Origin of the sequence: Geomonas subterranea (genome assembly GCF_019063845.1) — a bacterium.
Lineage (GTDB): Bacteria > Desulfobacterota > Desulfuromonadia > Geobacterales > Geobacteraceae > Geomonas > Geomonas subterranea.
This window is the reverse complement of record NZ_CP077683.1, coordinates 1,175,069-1,197,030: the sequence shown is the minus strand read 5'-3', so window position 1 is coordinate 1,197,030 and position 21,962 is coordinate 1,175,069. Positions and strand designations below refer to the sequence as shown.

Genomic DNA, 21,962 nt, shown 5'->3' with positions numbered 1-21,962 from the left:
AGCCACTCTCCCGGGTGTTAAGAGTGCTCGGCCGATAGTACAAAAACGCGATCTGCCGGACGGACGAGCGGACTGCAACAGAGTGACAGGGCCACCGGTTCGGCTGCCGCTGTCTATGTCATATCGGGTCACTGACGCCTTGGCTGTATAGGAGGAATCGAAACTGACATTTCGCTGGAGCTTACAGGCAAAGAGCATCGCGGGGAGGACACGGCCAATTCAACTTGGGAAGCAAAATAGCGGCGACGCTGAAACAGGAGGAGACAGACGGTGCCGTCCCAGGTGCGTAGAACCGCAACCAGGGCGGCTATGCGGGAATAACTTTTTTGCATCCATTGGAGAATTAGCTATTGACACACAAACCACCGTTTGCTATAAACAGGACTCCTTAGATGGGGCTGTAGCTCAGTTGGGAGAGCGCTTGAATGGCATTCAAGAGGTCGACAGTTCGATCCTGTTCAGCTCCACCATCAATTACAAAGGACCTGGGAACTTCCCGGGTCCTTTTTTTATTCTTCACCAGAAGCACCGACCCCGGTCCGGTGCTTTTTTCGTTTCTGAGCTACCTGCCGGCAGCGCCGGCGCTCCCCGCCGCAGCTCCTGAATACCCCGTCATCTCCAGGTAACCTGTGCCGCCTGGGCTCCCCTCCAGGCCGCGCACCTCGACGGCGCCCTCCCAATACCGGAACCCGGTCAGCAGTTCCTGTCCGGCGAGCCTCGGCACAATCTCCAGGGCGATGCGGGCCGATGGCACCCGCAGGCGCCAGACCGACGGATAGCGAATCCCGCTGGCGGGACTCTCCCACCAATTCACCACCTCCAGACGCACGTCCCCACGTTTCAGCGTTTCGCTACGCCCGTCGGCGGCCACCAGGGTCCCTCCGGAGAAAGGATCGCTGCGGCCGTCACGTCTGCGCAACTGGTAAAACATCAGATCCCTGCCGTCTTCCAGTTGCAAGGCGAACCAGTCCCACCCGACCTGGTCGGGCTCGAGTGCGCTGGTGCTCCATTCCCGGTCCAGCCAGGAGAGCCCATTCACGTCAAAGCGCTCCCCCCCGATGCGGAGCGTCCCGGAGGTAGCCAGGCGCGGGATGGAGTAATAGTAGGAGGCGTTCCCCGGACTCGCGCCCTTGCGGCTCAGCCCCCCTGCGCCGTTTAGAACCTCGGGCTTCACGCTCACGAGGTTCAAATCCAGGGCCAGGCCGTTCTCGGCTGCGGCCAGCCTGACGCCCCAGGGGCGGGGCGTGGTCTGCAGCGCCGACCAGTCGTCGAGGCGCACGGCAAGGGGCTCCCCCGAGGCTCCGGCCAACCCCAGCGCTCCGCGGCTGAAGCGTTCGGCGAAGCGGAACCGCCTTCCCTGGACATCGGTGACGGCGAAGTGCGCCATGTAGACCTGGTTGGTCGCCCAGGCCGATGCCCTCGCCACCCCCCCGGGGGTGAGAGCGGTCTTGAAGAAGGTGAGCTGGTATCCGAAGCGGCGCCCGTCGGTCCCCTTCAGGTTGCCGGTGAAATACCACCACTCGTTGCGATAGCCGGGGTGCGGTCCGTGATCCGCGGGAAAGGAAAACCGGCGTGGTTTCTCGGCGCGCAAGAAGCCGGGAGCCGCTGGCCCGCCCAGAGTCTGCCCCACCGTGAAGGTCTCACGCGGCGCGTTCCCGGCCGGGCGCGAGGCGGACCAGAGGTACCAGGCCAGCAGCGCCATGACCGCTGCCGCCGCCGGCAGAAAAAGGACACGGCGCATGTTAGTCCTCCTCCTTGAGGGCGAGCGCCGGCGAGGTGCGGGCGATCCTGAGCGACGGGTAGATCCCGGCCAGGAAGGCTGCCGTGACCGATAGAAGCAGCGCCTGCCCCAGTTGCGCCGGGGTGATGGCGAGCTGCATGGTCCAGCCGAAAGAGCGCAGATTCACCACGTAGATCAGCACCAGGGCCTCGACGATGCCGAGGGGGATCGACAGGAGCCCGGCGATGAGACCTATGAGGAGGGTCTCCCCGCAGACGACACCCCAGACCTGCCCCGGGGTGAGTCCCACCGCGCGCAGCACGGCGAGCTCGCGGGCCCGCTCGACCTGCATGGCCATCAGCGCGGAGAGGATCCCCACGAAGGCGACCAGCATGGTCAGCATACGCAGGACACCCGTGATGGCAAAGGTGCGGTCGAACACCTCGACCGTCGCCTGGCGCAGTTGCGCGTTGGACACCACCATCACCTGCTCCCCCCCTGCCCTCTCGCGCACCAGCTCGAGGAGCCGCTGCGAAGTGAGCCCGGGACCGGCGGTGAAAGACATACCGTCCACGCTCTCGTCGGCGAAGTTGGCGACGTAACCGGCGCGGCTCATGATGACGATGCCGGTATCGGAGCCGTAGTCGTAGATGACACCAGCGACGGGAAAACTCCTCTCTCCGCGGCTGGTACGCAGGGTGACGCTGTCTCCGGGGTGCAGGTGGTGCCGGTAGCTGTAAGGCTCGGAAATGAGCACGGCGTCGCCGCCTTTGAAGCGTCTCCACGCGGCAGCCGGATCACCCTCCTTGAAGGGATAGCGGAGAAAGTTCCGCTCCGGCACCTGCACCGAGAACACCTCGGCCGCTCCCACCGCCCCCTCGATGCGGACCCGGCGCGACAGCGTCACCTGGGCCCGCCCCTCGAGCCCGGAAAGGCGGCGCACCAGGGCGGGATTTAGCGGAGGACGGTAGCGGCCACCGCCTCTGTCGGCCGAGGTCAGGTAGACGTCCGCCTGGAGCCAGTTCTGGAGCCAGCTCTGCACCGTCAGCCTGAATCCCCCCACCATGATGCCGACGCCGATCCCGGCGGAAACAGCAACCACCAGCGCCGCAGTGGCGACGCCGGTGCGGGAAAGGGAGACCACCACGCCGCGCGCGGCCATCTGCCCCAGGGAGCCGAGCAGCAATTCCAGCAGAGGGCGCAGCAGCGCCGAAAGGAGCATCACGGCGGCGGGTACCAAAAGCGTGTACCCGACGATGACGGCGAAGAGCCCGACGAAACCGGCCACGATGCCGCCGCGCCCGGTGAGGAACAGCACCCCTCCCGCAGCCATCAGGAGACCGCCGCAACTCGTGGCGAGCGGCACGAGCCTCCTGCTGCGCGATTCCACCTGCGAGCGCGACAGCACGGCGCGCGGTGGAGCGGCGGTCGCCTCGAGGGCGGCGGGCATGGTGGCTGCCAGGGTGGCGGCAATTCCCAGAAACGCCCCCTTCCAGAGTTCACCCGGGAGCAGGGGCACCCGGCGCACCTCCATCACGAAGTAGAGATCGTTGATGGTCCTTGTGACCAGGCGCGTCAGTTCCGAACCGAGCAGGGCACCGACCGCGAGCCCGGCAACGGAGCCGACGATGCCGATCACGAGGGCCTCGGCGCAGACCATGGCGAAGATCTCGCGGCGGCTCACCCCGAGCGCCCGCAGCATCCCGATCAGCCGCCTCCTGCGCACCACGGAAAAGGTCATGGTGTTGTAGATGAGGAACATCCCCACCACGAGGGCCAGGAGGCTCAAGGCCCTCAGGTTCAGCCGGAAGGCGCGCGTCATCTGGTCCAGTGCGCCGGCCCTGGCCCCGGCCGGTACGATGTCCGCGCCGGGGGGGAGGATGCCCCGAACCTCCCTGAGCGCCCTCGCCCCCTCCTCCCCGTCCGGCAGCACCAGGTCGATGCGGGACAGCCTGCCGGCACCCCCCAGGAGTTCCTGCGCGGTGGCGATATCGCAGACGAGCATCGAGGCGAGGGCCACGCGGCTCACCTCGTCGGGAGGGTCCAGGTATCCGGCCAGCTCCAGCCGCCGCCGGACACCTGCGCTGTCGGCGGCGAAGGTGGCGCCGCGCTTCAGGCCGAGCCCGGCAGCGCTTTCTTCCAGCATCAGCACCGCGCCCGGGCGCGTCAGCAGAGCGGTGAGCACGCCGCGATCGGCGAAACGCGAGGAAAAGCTCCTGATGGGAGGTTCGGAAAAGGGATCGATGCCGATCAACTGGAAGGTCCGGCCGGAGAGCTGCAAGTGACCCGAGACCACGGGGGCGGAGCCGCGCACGCGGAGATCGACGCGGATCTTGCGGTAGAGGTCCTCGGCAAGGCCGGTGGGACCGCCGACGACCTGGTGCGTGGCGCGGCCGGCGACGGTTTCGGCGGCGAGGCGGAAGGCCCGCTGCGCCGCCTCGTTGGCGTGGTCCACGGCGGTGACCACCGCGACCCCCAGGGCGACGCCGAGGACGGCCAGCACGGTGAGCCAGGGGTGGCGCAGCACGTTGCGCATCCCGGCGCGCCACAGGATCACGGCGCCGCTCCCTGCACCCCGGCGCCATCCACCAGGACGCCGTCCTTTATGCTCAAAACCCGGTCGGCAAGCGATGCCACCTCGCCGCTGTGCGTCACCAGCACCAGCGTGGTGCCCGCCGGGCGAAGCAGCCGCTCGAACAGGTCGAGCACCTGGCGCCCGGTTTCCGCGTCCAGGTTCCCGGTGGGCTCGTCGGCCAGCACCAGCTTGGGGGCGTGCACCAGGGCGCGGGCTACGGCGACACGCTGCTGCTCGCCACCGGAGAGGCGGTCGGGAAAGGCGCGGGCCCGGTCGGCGATGCCCACGGCATCGAGAAGCTCGATGGCGCGCCGGCGCTGTGCGGGGGTGAGGAGTCCGGCCAGTTCCAGGGGAAGCAGGACGTTCTCCTCGACCGTGAGAGTGGGGATCAGGTTGTAGAACTGGAAGACGAAGCCGATGTGGTTGCGGCGAAACAGGGTGCGCTCGCGCTCGCCCAGACGATTGAGCACCGCGCCGTCCACCACGACGTCCCCCTGGTCGGGAAGGTCGATGCCGCTTATCAGGTTCAGGAGGGTGGATTTACCGGAACCGCTGCGCCCGAGCAGGAAGACCCAGGAGCCGGGATCTATGGAGAGGGAGGCGTCGCGCAACACGACACGCTCCCGGTCTCCTTCGCGAAAGCTCTTGCCGATTCCCTTCAGTTCGACAACCGGTTCTGCCATTGCATGTCCTTTGCCTGGGGTGGGCGCGGCGCGGCCAGGATCAGCTCCCCTGCTTCGCCTGCAGGGCTTCCTGCTGGGCACGCTCCAATTTCTTGTTGTTCAGGTAGGCGGATTTGTCGATCTCCTTCAACTGGCGTGGGTACTTGGCGGTGAGGTCGTACCAGCGGTTCAAGCGCTGCTCGAAGCGCTGCCCCTCAGGGGCCTTCAAGGTGTCAAGGTAGGTCTGCATGGCGAGGTAATAGCGCATGGTGTTGCGCTCCACCGCCCCGCGCACGCCGTCGATGTAGGTCTGCTTCCCGTCCTCCCCGACCTGGGTGAAGCCGACCTTGTCATGCCCAAGCGTCGCGAAATAGGTCTTGATGGCCATCCTTGCCATGGTGCCGTGGCTGTAGGTGTAGCTGAAGTGGAGGAAGGTGGCCTGCCCCTCAAGTGATGCAGCCTGCACGCCGATGCGGTGGTCCCGGGTACCGAAGGGCCCCTCCTCCCCCACCAGGGAAAGTTCCAGGTAGCCGGGGTGGCTTGCGGCCGCGCGGAAGGCGAGCTTCAGGGGATAGGCGTCGGAGGGAGGCTGGAAGTACTTGCGCCCGCTGTAGAGGGTCAACTGTGTTTGCTGCTTCACCGTCTTATAGATGCAGGCCTTGATGTTGATGTGCAGGGAGGTGATATCGCACCAGGCCGCCGGGGACTGCAGGGCCTCGCGGACCGTCTCGAAGGGGTAGTGGAACACGCCGTACATGTCAACCCGCACCGAGTCCGGCCCCTCCGTGGATTCGAGGTAGATGGGGGCGCCGAACTGGTTCTTGTCGAGTTTCGCCTTGATGGCGGCGTGTTTGGCGAGCAGGGCCCGCTCCCCCGATGACTCGGTGTCGGCGGCGCAAGCGAGGCTGCTGCAGATAAGAACCATCAACAGGGCGAAGGCGCACAGGGCGGCTCCGGTGATCCGTTTGCTAGCTGCCATACGATACAACCTCCTCCGCCCGCAGGCAGGTGAAACCAGGCCGGCGCCCGGACATCAGGTAACTTCCCCCTGCTCCGCCTCGTCGGCATCGGCAACGGCGTCGTCCCACAGGGAGAACAAAACGGCGAAAATGACGGGCCCCACGATCAGCCCGAGCAGTCCCATGCTGACCACGCCGCAGAGCGCGCCGAGGACCACGGCGAGGGTCGAGATGTCGCTGGAGGCACCGATGGCGAGGGGGCGGATGGCGTTGTCGGCTATGCCGACGAAGATGATGCACCAGGCTGCGAGGAGTCCGGCGGCAAGGTAGGAGCCGTTGAGGGCGAGGATGGCGACCAAAGGCACCCACACCACCCCGGTCCCAACCACGGGGATCAGCGCGGCGATGGCGGTGAGTCCACCGCAAAAGATCGGCGCCGGCACCCCCGCGACCCAGTAGCCAAGCCCTGCGAGAACGCCCTGGGTGGCACAGGTGAGCACCGTCCCCACCGTCACCGCGGTGGTGATGGAACGGACCTGGCTCGCGTAGTGCTGGGCCTTGCGCGGGTCGGGCGCGAGCCTGCCGATGAAGGCGCAGACCGCCCGCTCCCCGTCGCGATAGATGAAGTAAAGGATGAAGAGTGCGACGGCAAGTGTCCCCAGGAAGCTGAACATGTTGCGCGCGAGATCCGCGGCCATCCCCAGTATCACGGTGGAACTCGTGGAGGCGACCTTGCCGCCCAGCCCCGCCAGATCGATGTTGAAGCGCTCCACCAGCGACATGACCTTCTGCACCACGGGCCAGTGGCCGAAGCTGGTCGTGCCGGTCTTGGCCACGCTCTGGACCAGTTGCACCACCTGCTTGTACCACTTCAGGGGCGTTGACCGCCGCGGTGACCACCAACGCGGCCACCGGGAGGACGAAGCATATCGCGACGATGAACACCATGATCCCGGCGGAGCGGTCCGGATGCTCGGGGTAGCGACGCAGCACGCGGTTGTAATGGGGCATAGTGGCCACGCCGATGATGAGCGCCCAGGCGAGCGGTTTCAGGACCGGGGCGGCCAGCATAACCATCAGGACGATCGCGGCGGCCGTGATGAAGGCCGCAAAAATACTGAGGTAGAGTTTTCTGTCCATCGGGCTCCCCTTGGAGGGTGGTATGGGCGTTGCCGGATTACCGGGGTGCTTCGGGAAGTGCCATGGCTGGACCGGACCGGTCCCTGATGTAGGCGGGCACCGGGGCGCCCGCCTGACGGGTAAGGGTTATGTAGCTAACGGGTGGTCTCGATCTTGCGTTCCTTCTCCTCGGGTGCGGCGCCGGGGCGCTGGACGCCTTCGGGCTGGACCGACTGCTCGGTCTGGAACGGCAGCCGTTCCCGCCTCTCGTTCCCCAGGGCGGGCGGCTCCTCAACGACCTTCCAGTTCTTACCGACCGGGACGGAGAGCTCTTTTACCTGTGCCGGCTGCGTCTGGGGCTGCTGGTTGGCCTCGAAGATCGTGCAGGCGCTGAGTGACAGCAGAGCGATTACTAGTAGCGTTGAATGTACGTGTCTCATGGCGTCGACTCCTGAAGGCTTAGTTGCCGGTGAGCTGAATCAACTTCTGCTGCTGAGCGTTCTTTCCGCACTCCTTGCCGGAGCTGAGAGTAAGGATAGCAAGATGCAGATATAATTAAAAGTTTTGTTTTGAACGGCCCGGCAACTCCAGCAGCATCAACGCAAATCATTCAGGATCGAACTGCCGCCAAAAACACAACCAGTGGCACATTATGGCAAAGAACTGCCTGTGGTCAACCTGCGGGGTCACATCACCTTGAATTCCGAAAGTGGATAAAGCGTCATCCCGGACAGCTCGGGTCTCAGCGTCGAGGCGTCGACCGGTGCGTTCAGCTGGGGTTCGTCGAAGACGATGCGTACCTCGCCCCCGGCGGCGTTGCGTATCTCGACGGTTTCCGGGAACGGGATGCCCTCGATGCTTTGATACCCCTCGTAGCGCACCTGGTCACCCGAAGGGGCCACCTTGCGCTCCAGCATCCCGATCTCGTCGTAATAATAGGCGGTCCCTGTGATATCCACCTTCTGGCGCGGCGGCCCGGGAAGCGGCAGGGGCGACGGCGCCATGACCCACCGGAAGAGCTGCAGGCTCTTGAGGGCGCTCTGCTCCGGGAGTTCCGAGAGGTATCCCGTGAAGGCGATCTGCCGTGACGGGACGACGCAGGTGAAGCGGTCGCTCTCGCCGAACGCTTCCAGGATGGTCTGTCCGAACGGGGAGAGGATGAGCAGGTGGTACAGGTCGGGCGCCTGGTAGACCAGGTAGCCGCGCCCGGCGCTCGTGCGCTCACCCGACGAGGCCGACAGGCTCACCGATGACTGCACGGTGCTGATGCCGCGTCCCGGCACGAGGCCGGTGAGAGGCTTCTTTACGGTGGCGCAGCCGAAAAGGGTGGCGGCGCAGAGTACGAGCAGGACCAGCCTGCGAAAAGGAAGGACGTTGCTTGCGATCACGGTGACCTCGATTGGGGATGGGTGGCCTGTCAGGCGGACGGTTCGGCCTGCGCCATGTCGCGGGCCACGAAGCGTCCGCAGACGAAGCAGAAGACGCCGGCGAGCGCCATCACGAGCGGGGTGGACAGGAGCGCGCTCCTTAGCCCCCACTGGTCGGAGAACCACCCCAGGATGGACGGCGAGATGGCGTCCCCCAGGGCATGTATGAAGAAGATGTTGACCGCGAAGGCCATGGCCCGCATCCCGGGGTTGGTGACGTTTATGATGACGGTGTTGAGCGGTCCGGTGTTGAGAAAGAGGAAGAACTCGGCCATGAAGATCGCGGCCATGCAGGAGGGAACGTCCCGTGCCAGGATCGCCCAGGCGGCGAAGGGTGCACCGATGAAAAAGCCCCACCCGGACACGAGCAGGTACCCCTTGCTGCTTTTCTGCTGCCAGCGGTCACCGAGGACACCCCCCACCAGCGTGCCCAGGATGCCGGCCACCACGGTCACGGCGCCGAACATGAGGTTCGCCTTCTCCACGTTGAGGGCATGGGTGCGGAACAGGAAGGTGGGTATCCATTGCGCCAGCCCGCCTATGGCGAAGGTCATGGCGGCCATGGCGAGGGTGTTGGTGACGAAGGAGCGGTTGTGGAAGAGCTGCAGGTAGCCGGAGAGTCCCTCACCCCCCTCCCCCGTCGTCTGCCCGGAGGGGCCGGAGGCGGGACGCTCGGGCGCGCGCAAAAACCAGAGCGGCACGGCGATCAAAAGCCCCGGCAGGCCGACCATCAGGAAGGCCGAGTGCCAGCCGAAACGCTGACCGAGCACGCCCCCCAAGAGGTAGCCCAGGGCGCTCCCGACGGGAATGGCGACGTAGAACCAGGAGAGGACGCTGCCGCGCTTCTCCTTCTCGAAGAAGTCGGCGATGAGCCCCGGCGAGACCGTCCCGAAGCTCGCCTCCCCCACCCCGACGGTGGCGCGGGCGGCGAGGAGCGAACGGTAGCCGGGCGCAAACCCGGCGAGGATGGTGGCGAAACTCCAGATGACGACGCCGGTGGAGGCGAGCTTGACCCGGTCCCAGTGGTCGCCGAGCCAGCCGAACACGGGGGCGATCACCATGTAGCTCACCATGAAGGCGCTACCGAGGAGGCCGAGCTCCGTGTCGGTTATGGAAAGGTCCGCCTTGATCAGCGGGAAGACGGCGAACAGCACCTGGCGGTCGATGTAGTTGAGCAGGTTCACCGCTAAAAGCAGTCCCAGGGCGTAGCGGCGGTAAGCCAGGGAGACGGGTTCCTTCATCCGGCACACTCCTTCATCACAAACGGTCATGTAATTTCATTAACAGCGGCCTGCGCACGGGCCACGATCTCGGCGGGCTCCTCGAAGCGGAAGCTCAGCGGCTTCCCGAAGCTGACCGTCACCGTACCACGGTTGGGAAGGCCGCTCTTTTTCGGGGGAAGGATCTTGTCGGTCCCGACGATCTTCACCGGCACGATGGGGATCTCCAGTTCCTTGGCGATGATGCCCAGGCCGAGCTGGAAGTCCTGCATGGTGCCGTCGTGCGAGTGCCCCCCCTCGGGGAAGATCAGGGTGTTCAGCCCCCGGTCGGTGAGTTTGCCCATGAACTTCACGGCGCCGGAGAAGCCGCTGGTCTGCGGCAGCGGGAACAGGTTCAGGAACAGGGTCCCGTACTGGTAGCAGGCGAGCCGCCAAAGGCGCTCGAGACCGTGGTAATCGCCGAAGAAGAACTCCTCCCACGCGGCCGTCGCCGTGCGGTAACGCACCTCCCTGGGGAGCGCGAACATCAGCGAGGGCTGGTCGAAATATCCCAGGTGGTTGGCGACGAAGATCACCGGCCCCTGCAGCCGCTCGACGTTTTCGCGCCCGCGCACCTCGAGCTTCACGAACAAACGGTACAGAGGATAGTTCAGGAGCGCGTCGCCCATCATGCGCAGGGCGCGCACCGGCGGGGAGTTGGTCCAGAAGCGGTAGTGGCCGCGCCGGCGCCCCTTCTCGCGCCGGGCGATGATGCCTCGCACCTCGGAAACCCTCGTCTGCGGCCCGATCTGCGAGTCCTCGATGTCGAGCCGGAATTCCTGCTCCAGGTAGTTGACCAGTTCGAGCCGCCCGATGGAGGTGAGCCCCAGATCGGCGACCAGAAGGGAATCCTCCCGGATCTCGCCCGGATCGGTGCCGGTCACCTTGGCAAGCAGGTTCACCAGGTGGTCCCCGGTCGCCCCGGCGCCCCCGGCGGCGGCCCCCTGTTTCACCTGCTCCTTGACCTGGAACTTCCTGATCTTGAGGGTGGTGGTTTTGGGGAACTCAGGCTCGCGCCATATCGTGTAGCCGGTGATCTGGTGCATGGTGTCCAACCGGGCGTTGGCCCGTGCCAGGATCTCGTCCGGCTTGGCGCCGCTGTCGTCCAGCAAAAGGACCGCGTGCACCTCCTCACCGGCGCCGCGGTCCAGGCCGATGACGCAGGACTCCTTGACGCCGGGAACCTTGTTCAGCACCGCCTCGAGCTCGTCGGGATAGACGTTGACCCCGCCGCCGGTGACGATCAGTTCCTTCTCGCGCCCCTTGATGGTGAGCCAGCCGTCAGGCGCGATCTCGCCCAGGTCGCCGGTTTTGAACCAGCCGTCCGGCGTGAAGGCGCCCCGGGTCGCTTCCTCGTTCTGGTAGTAGCCCGGGAAGACGTTGTCCCCTTTGACCACCACCTCCTTGCCGTCCAGCCTGAGTTCCACCCCGGGAAGAGGCGGCCCGACCGCCCCCGCCACCTGCTTGTCGATGGTGTTGACGCAGAGAACCGGGGAGCACTCGGAAAGCCCGTACCCCTCGAGCACGGTAAAGCCCATGCTGTCCCAGAAGCGGAACACCTCAGGGTCGAGCGGGGCGCCGCCAGAGACGAACACCGTGAAGTGGGAGCCGAACTTCTTCTGCACCGGGAAGAAGAGCTTCTTCCTCCCGGACTTGTCCATCCCCGCCCCAAGCTTCGCCAAGGACGCGAACACGCCCAGGAGATGCTTCTCGGCCAGTTCGCGCTCGATGGTGGTCTTCAAAAGCTGCATCAGGCGCGGCACCGACATGATCACGTAGACATCTTCCTCGCCCAGCGCCTCCATGATCGCGGAGGGCTTCAGCGTGCGCGGATAGATGACGGCTGCGCCGCGGTAAAGAGGTGTGAAGAAGCCTCCCATCTGCTCGAACATGTGGGACAACGGCAACAGCGAGAGGAAGGAAAACTCCGGGGTGATGATGGGCACCTGCTGGTTGATCTGGACCATGTTGGCCACCAGGTTCTTGTGGGTCAGTATCACCCCCTTGGGGTTGCCGGTGGTCCCGGAGGTGTAGATGAGCTGGGCGATGTCGCCGGGGGCGGGATGCGCCACGTCGGGATAAGGGGTGATGTCATCCAGCAGGTGCTTGAGATCCTCGAGCAGCAGGGAACCCGGGACATCGAGCCGTTCCGGCTTGAAGCGGCTTTGCAGCACCACTTTGGCCTGGGTCAGCTTCAGGATCGATTCGGCGCGGCCGCGGTCGGACATGAAATCGACAGGAACGGCGATGGCGCCGCGCATGATGATGCCCCAGTAGGCGACACCCCACCAGGAGGAGTTGGGGCCCCACAAGAGGACGCGATCCCCGGCCCCGACTCCGTTTCGAGCCAGGAAATTCGCCATCTTCAGGGAAAGCTCCGACAGCTCCCGGTACGACACCGCGAAACGACGCACCCCGGTCCGGTTCACCAGCGCGGTTTTATCGCCGCGTGGCGCGAAGGTGTGGAACAGATCAACCAGTGTCCGCATATCTGACTCCCGTAGGCGGCGCATGTCAGTTGCAGGTAATGACGGTAACGTCACAACTTGAATGAAAAGAAAAGCTCGGGCGGCACCACCTACTGACACTACTTCGTCCGCGTCATCTTTCCCAAGGAAGCATTGTCACATGCACGCATCGCTTTGGCAACCATGCAATGGCAGAGAGCAAACAATGGCCACGCAGTAAGCAACCGCGACGAGGCAGGCGAGTTTAACCGAAGCCGGTAGTAAAACCAATCACAAAAGCTAACCAATCCGTGGCCGTGCCTACTGCGCAGTTGGCCAGGCCGCCTTTCGTGATTTCACTTTTTCAGCGGCAATACAGGGTCCGGCTATGTATCCACGAAGCGCTGCCCGAGACCTTACGTCCCCCCTTTGAGAAGGGGGCAAGGGGGATGTGCCTTTGCGGAACCATGAACAGCTGTCATTGAAACAATACGATGGATTGCAGTCAGCTTCTGCACCTGACGACCGCCACGCATTGTGACGCCTGCGAATCTCCAAGAAAAGGCCATAAAAAAAGCCGCCCCGGGAGGGAGCGGCTTTTTCGATGCGCGTGGGGCTTTTCTAGGCGACCTTGGCCTTCGCGGGTTCCTTGGGCGCCTTGGCAACCTTAGGAGCCTTGGGAGCCTTGGCCGGCTTGGCAGGTGCGGCGGGTTTTGCCGCTTTGGCGGCCTTGGCGGGGACGGCCTTCTTGGCTTCGATGTTGGCCATGCGTACCCCGCGCGCCTTGGCGAGGTTGTCGGCCAGCCCACGGTCAAGCGCCATTTTCCTGCGGGCCTCGGAGTAGTTCTTGGCCGCCAGCGGTTGCTTGCCCGGGATGCCGAACTGCTTCTTGTACTCGCCCGGCTTCATGCCGTGAGCGGTGTTCAGGTGGCGGGCCAGCGTCTTGAACCCCCCTTTACCGCACAGCATGCACACGACCTCACCTTTTTTGAAGGCTTCTTTTACTGACATAGAAGGCTTCGTCTCCTCAACCCCCTCGATCGGCTCGCCGGCTTCAAGGTTTTTGAGGGCGCTGTGCACTTTGCTGATTTCGAATATAAGCTGATCTGAAGTCATCGGAGTGCTGGACGCATGTGACGCTACGATCTGAGCCGCGATCTCTACCAAAGTTGCCATTGATTATCCCTCCATTGATCATTGTCTGCTTTGCAATATAGTGGCAGGTTTCCAAGTATTGTCAAATCCACAAAATAAAGTTTGTCTATGTCAGCCGGTATAGCAGACGAGGCGGATCAATGACAGGCAATGCAAGGAGCGGTTTTCAGTGCGCCCCCCCCTGTAACGGAAAGAAGGTACCATCCACGTGGCCTATGAAAGAAAAAGTACGTTCCGGTGCTGTACCAGATACAGAAGGCGCCGCGGAGAAACGGTGAATCCCCTTCGATGGCGAAGCGGACGACCGCGGCGCGCCGAACAACACGACCGGAACGGTAGGGAAAAGATTTATCGAAAATAACTTTTATATTAGTCAAGAAGTAGAGTTTTACGGTTGACAAAACCGCACCATCTCAGTATTAGTTAAGACGCTGGTTAAAGCAGCACCTCTTACAACCGAATAGCATTACTTATCTAGAGCGATCGAGGGACTGGCCCGATGACGTCGCGGCAACCTCCCCACGGGGGGAAGGTGCCAAATCCTGCGGAACGGAAACCGTTCCGAAAGATAAGGAAGTGCGGACGAGCCATAGATAAGTCCCCTTCCGACCCCGGAAGGGGACTTTTTCATTTGGAGGCTACGATGAACATCGCAACAACCGCAGCACAGATAGGCCTGGAGCGCGAGAGCCGGACCGGCGCGGTCACCGTCCCCATCTACCAGACCGCCACCTTCCGTCATCCCGGCCTCGGGCAGAGCACCGGATACGATTACAGCCGCTCCGGCAACCCGACCCGGCAGGCACTGGAGGAAGGGATCGCCAAGCTCGAAGGCGCCAGCCGCGGCTTCGCCTATGCGTCCGGAATGGCCGCCATAACGAGCCTCATGTTCCTGTTTCGGCAGGGGGACCACCTGGTCGTGACCGAGGACCTCTACGGCGGGAGCTACCGCCTGTTCGAGAAGCTGTTCCAGCAGTTCGGCCTGAGCTTCAGCTATGTCGACACAAGCGACGTGGAACTGGTCCGCCAGGCGATCCGCCCCAACACCCGCGCCCTGTTCGTGGAGTCGCTCACCAACCCGCTCCTGAAGGTCGCCGACGTCGGGGCGTTGGCCGCCCTTTGCAAGGCCCACGACATGCTCTGCATCGTCGACAACACCTTCCTCACCCCTTACCTGCTGCGCTGCCTGGACCTTGGCGCCGACATCACAGTCTACTCGGGGAGCAAGTACCTGGCCGGGCACAACGACGTCGTCTGCGGCGTGGTGGCGGTCAAGGACGAGGCGCTCGCGGAAAAGGTCTACTTCCACCAAAACGGGGCCGGCGCGGTGCTGGGGCCACAGGATTCCTGGCTCACCATCCGCGGCATCAAGACGCTGGGCGTCCGCATGGACCGCCAGCAGGAGAATGCGCTGGCGCTGGCCCAGTGGCTTCAGCAGCACCCCCAGGTGGGACGGGTCTACTACCCCGGACTTCCCGGCCACCCCGGGCACGAACTCATGAAGCGGCAGTGCCGCGGCTTCGGGGCCATGATCGCCTTCGAGGTGACCGATCCGGCGCTCGTGAACCAGCTCCTGATGAAGACCCGGCTCATATCCTTCGCCGAGAGCCTCGGCGGGGTGGAGAGCCTGATCACCTTCCCCCAGGTGCAGACCCACGCCGACATCGAGCCGGAGACGCTGCAGCGGCTCGGGATCAACAACCTGCTGCTGCGGCTCTCTGTGGGGATCGAAGACAAGGACGACCTGATCGCCGACCTGGCGCAGGCATTTGAAGGAGAACACGCATGAAATTCGCCACCGAACTGATCCACGGCGTCGACCCGATCGATGCCGAGCACGGCTCCGTCAGCCACCCCATCTACCTCTCCTCGACCTTCGCGCAGCGCTCCGTCGACAGCTTCGGGCGCTACGACTACGCCCGATCCGGCAACCCCACGCGGGAGGCGCTGGAGGAGGCGGTGGCCGGTCTGGAAAAGGGTGCCGTCGGGCTCGCCTTCGCCTCGGGCATCGCCGCTACCGCTTCGACCCTGCTCCTGTTCAGGCCGGGCGATCACCTGGTGGTGTGCGAGGACGTCTACGGCGGCACCTTCCGGCTCCTCACCACCCTGTTCAAGGGGTGGGGACTGGAGGCGACCTTCGTCGACGCCACCGACAACGCGGCAATCGCCGCCGCAATCCGCCCCGAAACCAGGGCGCTCTACCTGGAAACACCCTCCAACCCGCTGATAAAGATCACCGATCTCCCCGCCGCCGTCACCCTGGCCAGGGAGCACGGGATACTCACCATCGTGGACAACACCTTCATGACCCCGTACCTGCAGCGGCCGCTGGAGCTTGGCTGCGACATCGTGGTCCACAGCGGCACCAAGTTCCTGAACGGCCACTCCGACGTCATCTGCGGCTTCGCCGTCGCCAGGGATGCGGAACTGGGGCAGAGGCTCCGTTTCATCCAGAACGCCTTCGGCGCCGTGCTCGGCCCGCAGGACTGCTGGCTGGTGCTGCGCGGGCTGAAAACCCTCAAGGTCCGCATGGAGGAACACCAGGCAAGTGCCCGGAAAATAGTCGCCTGGCTCTGCGAGCAAAAAGAGGTGCAACGGGTCTACTACCCCGGCCTTCCCGACCATCCCGGCTACGAGATCCACAACCGGCAGGCGAGCGGCCCCGGGGGCGTGCTCTCGTTCGAGCTCGCAAGCTACGACGTCACCAAGCGTCTGCTGGAAGGGGTGAAGCTGGCCGCCTTCGCCGTAAGCCTCGGGGGGGTCGAGAGCATCCTCTCCTATCCCGCGAAGATGTCGCACGCGGCGATGCCCCCGTCGGAGCGGGAGGCGCGCGGCATCAAGGACACCCTGGTCCGCCTCTCGGTCGGTCTCGAGGACCCGGACGACCTGATCGCGGACATGGCGAGGTTTCTCAACGCCTAGGGCCAGGCAAAAGTCCCGCGCCCCGGCACCTGCTGTTGACACTGTAGGGGCGAATAATCATTCGCCCCCCCCTCAATCGCACCTCCGCCGCACATGCCATCGGCAGCGCTCAGGCAGGGGCGGCTGGGCAAATAATTATTTGCCCCTACAGGAACCTGATGACATGTTGCCGGTGTTCCGGCACCAAACGTAAAAAGCCCGGGAAGCTCTTTCCCGGGCTTTGCTCATTTTCAATATCAGGCTCAGCGCCCGCCCTGCCTTACCGCCTCCACGTGAAGCTCACCGTTTTCACCCCCGGAATCGCCTTTTGGAACACCGCGAGCCCCTCGTCGGTGATGCTGTTGCCGCTGCTGGTCAGCCCCTGCAACCCCTGCATCCCCTGCAGGTAAACCAGCCCGCGGTCGGAGATGCGGGTCTGGTACAGGTAGATCCGCTTCAGGTTGGCCAGGGTCGAGATGCAGAGCAGCGCCGCGTCGGTCAACTCCGCCCCGCAGAGGTAGAGTTCCTCCAGCCCGGAGAGATGGACGATGCTGTCGAGGTCGGCGTCGCAGACGTCGTACAGGTAAAGCGCCTGCAGGTCCTCCCCCCCGAGCCCCTGCAACAGCTTGAGCTTCCGGCCCGCCCCCTCTTTCACGTCCAGCCGCAGGGCCTGGTCCAGGTAGACCTTAACCGGACCGATAGCGGGCCCCGCCTTCTTCCAGGCGTTGAAACTGACCGAGGAGAGCTCGCGCAGGTAGAGGTCGCCGCAGGGAGCGTCGTCGGGGAAGGAGACCACGCGATTGCGCCTCCCCGTGCCCTGCGTGCGTTCCCGGGCCTTTTCCCCCTGCAGGGCGGCCAGGCGCCGCTGGGCGCGCGCGATGTTTATATCGGCCGCGGCCACGAGATCCGCAAAGAGATCGCTGCCGGCGGCGGTGCTTTCATCGACGCGCAGCTTGAAGCGGTGCACGTAGCTCCCGCGCAACTGCTCTATCTGCTCGTTGATCTCCCGTATGGCCTCGACCTCGACCGCCACCTGCCTTTTCAGCCGCGCCAGTTCGGCCCTCAGATCGCTCTGCTCGGCCTGCTCCGGGAAATGCCTGCGCCAGCTCCTCAGGATCTCACGCAGGGTGCGGTGGTCCTCCTCGGCGTAGGCCTTGTTCGCCTTCAGCATCAGCTCGTGCCGCAAGGAGCCCGCCCCCTCCCCGGCCAGGTCGGGGTGGATGGCCTTGGCCACCTCCCGGTAGAGCGCCTTTATGTCCCGTGGATCAGATGTCCAGACCCGCCCACGCGCCTGTCCCTCCCCACGGAAGGAGGCGCCGCTATTGTAGGTCTGGCCGTCGCTGTACTCATCCTCATCGCGATGCCGCGACTCCTCATCGCCGAAACCTTCGTCCTGCTGGACACCCCCCCCGGCAAAGCGGGCGATCTCGTTCTCCAGCCTCTCGAGTTCGGCCATGCGCCGCCCCAGCGTCTGCTGGTAGCTCCTCTCGAAGCCGGCGATCTCCTCGCGCAACTGGTGCAAAACGGCGGCAGCCTCGGCGTGACGGGCGCGCAGCGACGCCAGCTCGGCACGTCTTTGCTCGAGCTCTAGTTCCTCGGTGGAGCTGTGTTGATAGTGGGCAGTCATAGGCGTCGCACTGTCTCAATAATTATCGACGAACTGTCATTTTGGCGGACATTAACACGACCTGAGACATAGATACAAAAGATTTTATCACACTGAAAGGAATTCTGGTTCAGGCGGTAAGAAGACAGTGACATGAGGCACCGGCAGAAACGGGAGTCAGGCGGGATCTGAGAAAGCGGGAAGGGATCGTGCAAAGGGCGAAAGCTCGGCAGCGACCCGGCTATGAGAGCGTACGAAGCTTTTTTCAGGGACGATCACCGCGCACCATGCGGGTCAGCAGCCGGTCCAGCGCCGAGGCGAAACGCTGCCGGTCTGACGGTCCGAACTGCGCGGGGCCGCCCAGCAGCAGTCCGTCGTTGCGCAGGTCCTGCATCAGGTTGCGCATGGTGAGCCGCTCCCCCACGTTCTCCTCGGTGTAGAGTTCGCCGCGCGGGTCGAGAGCCACCCCTCCCTTTTCGACAACGCGGGCGGCCAACGGGATGTCGGCGGTGATCACAAGGTCGGCATCCCCGGCGTGCTCAGCGATGTAGTCGTCGGCGACGTCGAAGCCGGCGGCCACGCGCACCGAGGTGATCAGGGGGGTATGGGCCCGGGAAAGGTCGGTGTTGGCGACCAGGCAGACCGGGACCTTCAGGCGCTGGGAAGCGCGGAACACTATCTCCTTGATCACCCTCGGGCAGGCGTCAGCATCTATCCAGATCTTCATGGGTTACTCCGAAGCGGCTGCTGGCATAGCGGCCTGCTGCACAGTCATGGTGCGGTCCAAACGGTAGGCACAGTGTCACAGGGCTTTCGCGTTGTCAACCAGGTCTATTTGTATACAAAGCAAAAAACTTTAAATCTAATTTAAAATAGGTTGACACGGTATGGACGAGGTGGTATTGTCTCTCGTCCGCGAATACCCGTGGATTAAAACCAAAAAGAAGTAATATGGGAGAAGTAAGTAAATGGTAAACGGTACTGTAAAGTGGTTTAACGACAGCAAGGGGTTTGGCTTTCTTGAGCAGGAGAACGGCGAGGATGTCTTCGTTCACTTCTCCGCCATCAACAGCGACGGCTTCAAATCCCTCACCGAGGGTGACAGCGTGACCTTCGAAATCGTCAAGGGCCCGAAAGGTCTCCAGGCAGCGAACGTCAGCAGGGTTTAATCCCAATCACATAGCGTAGAACTTTACGAAAGCCCCGGAGGAATCCGGGGCTTTCTTTTTTTGTCTTCCCTCTCAGCGCCCCCCTGTACCGCACACCGGGCATCCCTGCATCGAAAGCGGCATTTCCAGCCGGCATTCCCTGAGCAGCGCCTCGTCCCGGAAGATCTCCAGCGTCGGCCCGTCGGCCCGCACCACCCCTTGCGAAAGCACCACGGTCCGCTCGCACACCTCCAGCACCATGTCCAGGTCATGGCTGGTGACGATCTTGCTGTGGCGGAAATCCTTCAGAAGCCCGATCAGTTGCCGGCGTGCGTAGGGGTCCAGGCCGTTGGTCGGCTCGTCCATGACCAGGATGTCCGGCGACATGGAAAGGACGGTGGCGATGGCCACCCTCCTCTTCTCCCCGGCGGAAAGATGATAGGGTGCCTTTCCCGCCAGGTGCTCCGCGTCGACCCGGCGCAGCGCCTGAGCCACACAGCGCTTCAATTCGTCGCCGGTCAAGCCCAGGTTCATCGGGCCGAAGGCGACATCCTCGTAGACGGTCGGCATGAAGAGCTGGTCGTCCGGGTCGTGAAAGACCATCCCGACCGTGCGCCGCGCCTCCTGAAGGGTCGAGCGGTCCACGGGGACATGCCCGATGCGCACCTCGCCCGAATGGGGGAGCAGGTGGCCGTTCAGGTGCGCGAGCAGCGTCGACTTTCCAGCACCGTTGGCGCCGATGACGGCAACGGACTCGCCGTGGCGCACGCTGAAACTTACATCGCGCAGCGCCTCGGTGCCGTCGGGATAGACGTGGCGCAGGTGTTCGATTTCCAATATGTGGTGGCTCATGGCAGATTCCCCGTAACCAGCGCGCCGAGCAACCCCGCGCCGTTGTAAAGCCTCAGGACGATGAAGAGCGCGCTCCAGAAGAGCACGAAGCAGAACTCGCGCGCGCCGAACCGCCCTTCCCGGGCGGCGGGAAAGGACCCGGTGTAGCCGCGCGCCAGCATCGCCATGTGCATCCGCTCGGCCCGCTGCCAGGTTCGCAGCAGCAGGTGCCCCAGAAGCGAGGCGTAGCTGGCGAGACCGCTTCCCTTGCGGCCGAAGGTGCGCAGTTCACGCGCCCGCGCGGCCCGCCCCCCCTCCTCGGCCAGCACGAACAGGTAGCGATAGAGGAAAAGGAGCTGCATGGCGAAGGGCCTGGGCATGCCAAGCCGCACCAGGGCGCGGCAGATGGAGGCGAATCCGGTGAGCGCGGTCAAGGTGAGCGCGGCCGCGACGGTGAGCGCGCTGCGCAGCACGATGGAGGCGAAGGAAAGCCAGCCGCCGGTGATGTCCACCGGCCCCAGGTGCAAGAGCACGGCGCGGTCGAAAAAGGGGTTGCAGATGCCGACGGCGATGGCGAACGGCGCGACCAGCGCCACCTTTGCCGCCAGGTAACCGGCGGGAAGACGCCCCGACGCGATCAGGGTGGCGGGGAAAATGAAGAAGGGGATCAGCGCGGAAAGTTCGTAACGGCCGAAGGAGATCACGCAGACGATGAAAACGAGGGTGGCGAGCACCTTGGCACGGGGATCCAGCCGGTGCAGAGGGGTCTCCCCCGCCGCGAGCTGGTCAAGCCGCTTCAAATCCAGCAATGCCCCTTGTACCGATGCCATCGTAATCCCATCCTCGCAGGCGGCCGCGGCCGCACCCCGCTACGCCCCGGGGGTATCGCTTCCCCGGTTGCCCCTGCGCAGCAGGAGCGTGGCGCCCGCGACCAGGAGGACGGTGAGCAGGGTGCCGATGACACCGGGGAGGCCGCTTCCCTTGCCGGTAGCGGCGGCGCTCTGCGAGGCGGCCGGTGCCGGAGCGGGAGCCTCTGCGTGGATGGCGGCGGGAGCGATCCGGTACTCCGCAAGCCACGCCGTCCTCTTCTGCAGTGCTCCCAGCAGCGCAGAAAGCCCGGAGCGGTGCCCGGGAAGGGAGCCGTCGCCGGTAACCTGCTCCACCGACCACTCGAGCCCGTCCGGCTTTTCCGAGGCGAAGCGGGACAGGGCGCCGGCGACAAGGAGGGAAACGACCAGAAGGGCGGCGAACGCGATGCGGCCGGAAGCGACGCCGGGGGTGCTCCTCGCCAGCAGCTCGGGGCGGGCCTTGCGCAGGAACGAGACCACGGCCAGCGTCACCGCCCCCTCGACCAGACCGATGGCGAAGTGAATGGGTTGCATCAGGAACAGGAATTTATCCAGGGGGAGCACGGAGATCCCGGAGGCCGCAGTCTCAAGGACCACGCACAGCGCACCCAGCTGCATGGCGATGACGGCAGACACCATGGTCACGACGGACTCGCGCCGGCGCCCCGGCGACTGCCCGATCAGCCTCTGGTAGCAAAGGGGATAGACCAACAGCGCGGGGATGATGCCGAGGTTGAAGATGTTGCACCCCAGTGCGAGCAGGCCGCCATCGGCGAAGAGAAACGCCTGGATGACCAGGACGGAGGCCACCGTGAGAAAGGCGGCGCTCGGCCCTAGCAGAATGGCAAGGAGCAGGCCTCCGGTCAGATGGCCGCTCGACCCGGTGCCCGGAATGGAGAAGTTGATCATCTGGGCGGCGAAGAGAAAGCCCCCCAGCACGCCCATGAGCGGCGCCAGCCGGTCGTCCCGCTTCCGGCACAAACGCCGCGAGGCCAGGGCGACGCTCCCGGCGGACACGGCCCACATGGCCGTACCGACGGCGGGCGAGAGCAGAGCGTCCGCCATGTGCATGATTCTTCCTCCCCGTGCCGGAAAAAACCCGGCAGCCGTAGCACGATTTTCAATTCAGTAACACGGCAACTTATACAAGATGGCCCGGACGCTGTCAACGCATATGGCACGTGTCACCACGGCCCACACGTATACACAATCTCCCCCCTCCACTTCATCATCCCTGACTGGAATATAGGGACTTTGGCGCTCCTCCGCTCTTCTATTTCCATACCGCGTCCCGACTGATCCTGC

General features: G+C 64.4%; 18 protein-coding genes, 1 tRNA gene and 1 riboswitch. Of the genes, 4 read left to right on the top strand and 15 right to left on the bottom strand.

The window, feature by feature from the left end; all coding sequences use genetic code 11:
- Positions 1 to 394: 394 nt before the first annotated feature.
- Positions 395 to 470 (top strand) — tRNA-Ala (locus KP001_RS05230).
- Positions 471 to 562: 92 nt separating this feature from the next.
- Here KP001_RS05230 and KP001_RS05225 read toward each other — a convergent pair.
- The 10 genes from KP001_RS05225 to KP001_RS05180 all read right to left on the bottom strand — a co-directional run bounded on the left by KP001_RS05225 (position 563) and on the right by KP001_RS05180 (position 13,344).
- The gene (locus KP001_RS05225; RefSeq protein WP_217288504.1) at positions 563 to 1,741 is read right to left on the bottom strand and encodes a lipocalin-like domain-containing protein; all 1,179 of its coding nucleotides are present in this window, start codon (positions 1,739 to 1,741) and stop codon (positions 563 to 565) included.
- Position 1,742: 1 nt separating this feature from the next.
- The gene (locus KP001_RS05220) at positions 1,743 to 4,277 is read right to left on the bottom strand and encodes an ABC transporter permease (RefSeq protein ID WP_217288503.1); all 2,535 of its coding nucleotides are present in this window, start codon (positions 4,275 to 4,277) and stop codon (positions 1,743 to 1,745) included.
- Positions 4,274 to 4,978, bottom strand: a complete 705-nt coding sequence (locus tag KP001_RS05215; RefSeq protein WP_217288502.1) for an ABC transporter ATP-binding protein — start codon at positions 4,976 to 4,978, stop codon at positions 4,274 to 4,276. The genes KP001_RS05220 and KP001_RS05215 overlap by 4 nt, the downstream gene beginning before the upstream one ends.
- Positions 4,979 to 5,018: 40 nt before the next feature.
- A complete protein-coding gene (locus KP001_RS05210) occupies positions 5,019 to 5,936 on the bottom strand; it encodes a hypothetical protein (RefSeq protein WP_217288501.1) in 918 nt (305 codons plus the stop codon).
- Positions 5,937 to 5,990: 54 nt separating this feature from the next.
- Positions 5,991 to 6,773, bottom strand: a complete 783-nt coding sequence (locus tag KP001_RS05205) for an AI-2E family transporter (RefSeq protein WP_239027900.1) — start codon at positions 6,771 to 6,773, stop codon at positions 5,991 to 5,993.
- Between the two features lie 417 nt (positions 6,774 to 7,190).
- Positions 7,191 to 7,475, bottom strand: a complete 285-nt coding sequence (locus tag KP001_RS05200; RefSeq protein ID WP_217288500.1) for a hypothetical protein — start codon at positions 7,473 to 7,475, stop codon at positions 7,191 to 7,193.
- 246 nt (positions 7,476 to 7,721) lie between these two features.
- The gene (locus tag KP001_RS05195) at positions 7,722 to 8,423 is read right to left on the bottom strand and encodes a lipoprotein insertase outer membrane protein LolB (RefSeq protein WP_239027899.1); all 702 of its coding nucleotides are present in this window, start codon (positions 8,421 to 8,423) and stop codon (positions 7,722 to 7,724) included.
- Between the two features lie 29 nt (positions 8,424 to 8,452).
- A complete protein-coding gene (locus KP001_RS05190) occupies positions 8,453 to 9,703 on the bottom strand; it encodes a spinster family MFS transporter (RefSeq protein WP_217288499.1) in 1,251 nt (416 codons plus the stop codon).
- A gap of 26 nt (positions 9,704 to 9,729) precedes the next feature.
- A complete protein-coding gene (locus KP001_RS05185) occupies positions 9,730 to 12,210 on the bottom strand; it encodes an AMP-binding protein (RefSeq protein WP_217288498.1) in 2,481 nt (826 codons plus the stop codon).
- Between the two features lie 579 nt (positions 12,211 to 12,789).
- Positions 12,790 to 13,344, bottom strand: coding sequence for a Ros/MucR family transcriptional regulator (locus KP001_RS05180; protein WP_217288497.1), 555 nt, complete (start codon positions 13,342 to 13,344; stop codon positions 12,790 to 12,792).
- Between the two features lie 446 nt (positions 13,345 to 13,790).
- Positions 13,791 to 13,898: riboswitch (SAM riboswitch) on the top strand.
- Positions 13,899 to 13,966: 68 nt separating this feature from the next.
- On the opposite strand from KP001_RS05180, the gene KP001_RS05175 reads away from it, so the two are divergent.
- Both KP001_RS05175 and KP001_RS05170 read left to right on the top strand, forming a co-directional pair.
- Positions 13,967 to 15,112, top strand: coding sequence for a trans-sulfuration enzyme family protein (locus KP001_RS05175; RefSeq protein ID WP_217288496.1), 1,146 nt, complete (start codon positions 13,967 to 13,969; stop codon positions 15,110 to 15,112).
- The gene (locus KP001_RS05170) at positions 15,109 to 16,245 is read left to right on the top strand and encodes a trans-sulfuration enzyme family protein (protein WP_217288495.1); all 1,137 of its coding nucleotides are present in this window, start codon (positions 15,109 to 15,111) and stop codon (positions 16,243 to 16,245) included. Before KP001_RS05175 ends, KP001_RS05170 begins: the two co-directional genes overlap by 4 nt.
- 259 nt (positions 16,246 to 16,504) lie before the next feature.
- Here the strand turns inward: KP001_RS05170 and KP001_RS05165 are convergent, their stop codons facing one another.
- Together KP001_RS05165 and KP001_RS05160 are read right to left on the bottom strand one after the other, a co-directional pair.
- Positions 16,505 to 17,851: a molecular chaperone DnaJ gene (locus tag KP001_RS05165; protein ID WP_217288494.1), complete on the bottom strand. Its 1,347-nt coding sequence runs from the start codon at positions 17,849 to 17,851 to the stop codon at positions 16,505 to 16,507.
- A gap of 244 nt (positions 17,852 to 18,095) precedes the next feature.
- The gene (locus KP001_RS05160) at positions 18,096 to 18,557 is read right to left on the bottom strand and encodes a YaiI/YqxD family protein (RefSeq protein WP_217288493.1); all 462 of its coding nucleotides are present in this window, start codon (positions 18,555 to 18,557) and stop codon (positions 18,096 to 18,098) included.
- 241 nt (positions 18,558 to 18,798) lie between these two features.
- Between KP001_RS05160 and KP001_RS05155 the strand changes: the two genes are divergently transcribed.
- On the top strand, positions 18,799 to 18,999 hold the full coding sequence (locus tag KP001_RS05155) for a cold-shock protein (RefSeq protein ID WP_129126184.1): 201 nt from the start codon (positions 18,799 to 18,801) through the stop codon (positions 18,997 to 18,999).
- Between the two features lie 72 nt (positions 19,000 to 19,071).
- On the opposite strand, the gene KP001_RS05150 is transcribed toward KP001_RS05155, so the two are convergent.
- The 3 genes from KP001_RS05150 to KP001_RS05140 are packed head-to-tail and all read right to left on the bottom strand — an operon-like array spanning position 19,072 to position 21,728.
- Entirely contained in the window at positions 19,072 to 19,830 is a 759-nt protein-coding gene (locus KP001_RS05150; protein WP_217288492.1) for an energy-coupling factor ABC transporter ATP-binding protein, read from the bottom strand.
- Complete coding sequence (cbiQ, locus tag KP001_RS05145; RefSeq protein ID WP_217288491.1) at positions 19,827 to 20,639, bottom strand: cobalt ECF transporter T component CbiQ; 813 nt, start codon at positions 20,637 to 20,639, stop codon at positions 19,827 to 19,829. The genes KP001_RS05150 and cbiQ overlap by 4 nt, the downstream gene beginning before the upstream one ends.
- A gap of 39 nt (positions 20,640 to 20,678) precedes the next feature.
- Positions 20,679 to 21,728 carry an energy-coupling factor ABC transporter permease gene (locus KP001_RS05140; RefSeq protein ID WP_217288490.1) on the bottom strand — a complete coding sequence of 350 codons (1,050 nt, stop codon included), beginning with the start codon at positions 21,726 to 21,728 and terminating at the stop codon, positions 20,679 to 20,681.
- Positions 21,729 to 21,962 lie beyond the last annotated feature (234 nt).

Excerpts from the sequence above, each read along its gene's own strand:
- KP001_RS05225 (WP_217288504.1), bottom strand. The coding sequence starts at position 1,741 with ATGCGCCGTGTCCTTTTTCTGCCGGCGGCGGCAGCGGTCATGGCGCTG.
- KP001_RS05215 (WP_217288502.1), bottom strand. The coding sequence starts at position 4,978 with ATGGCAGAACCGGTTGTCGAACTGAAGGGAATCGGCAAGAGCTTTCGC.
- KP001_RS05210 (WP_217288501.1), bottom strand. The coding sequence starts at position 5,936 with ATGGCAGCTAGCAAACGGATCACCGGAGCCGCCCTGTGCGCCTTCGCC.
- KP001_RS05200 (WP_217288500.1), bottom strand. The coding sequence starts at position 7,475 with ATGAGACACGTACATTCAACGCTACTAGTAATCGCTCTGCTGTCACTC.
- KP001_RS05190 (WP_217288499.1), bottom strand. The coding sequence starts at position 9,703 with ATGAAGGAACCCGTCTCCCTGGCTTACCGCCGCTACGCCCTGGGACTG.
- KP001_RS05185 (WP_217288498.1), bottom strand. The coding sequence starts at position 12,210 with ATGCGGACACTGGTTGATCTGTTCCACACCTTCGCGCCACGCGGCGAT.
- KP001_RS05180 (WP_217288497.1), bottom strand. The coding sequence starts at position 13,344 with ATGGCAACTTTGGTAGAGATCGCGGCTCAGATCGTAGCGTCACATGCG.
- KP001_RS05175 (WP_217288496.1), top strand. The coding sequence starts at position 13,967 with ATGAACATCGCAACAACCGCAGCACAGATAGGCCTGGAGCGCGAGAGC.
- KP001_RS05170 (WP_217288495.1), top strand. The coding sequence starts at position 15,109 with ATGAAATTCGCCACCGAACTGATCCACGGCGTCGACCCGATCGATGCC.
- KP001_RS05165 (WP_217288494.1), bottom strand. The coding sequence starts at position 17,851 with ATGACTGCCCACTATCAACACAGCTCCACCGAGGAACTAGAGCTCGAG.
- KP001_RS05160 (WP_217288493.1), bottom strand. The coding sequence starts at position 18,557 with ATGAAGATCTGGATAGATGCTGACGCCTGCCCGAGGGTGATCAAGGAG.
- KP001_RS05155 (WP_129126184.1), top strand. The coding sequence starts at position 18,799 with ATGGTAAACGGTACTGTAAAGTGGTTTAACGACAGCAAGGGGTTTGGC.
- KP001_RS05150 (WP_217288492.1), bottom strand. The coding sequence starts at position 19,830 with ATGAGCCACCACATATTGGAAATCGAACACCTGCGCCACGTCTATCCC.
- cbiQ (WP_217288491.1), bottom strand. The coding sequence starts at position 20,639 with ATGGCATCGGTACAAGGGGCATTGCTGGATTTGAAGCGGCTTGACCAG.
- KP001_RS05140 (WP_217288490.1), bottom strand. The coding sequence starts at position 21,728 with ATGCACATGGCGGACGCTCTGCTCTCGCCCGCCGTCGGTACGGCCATG.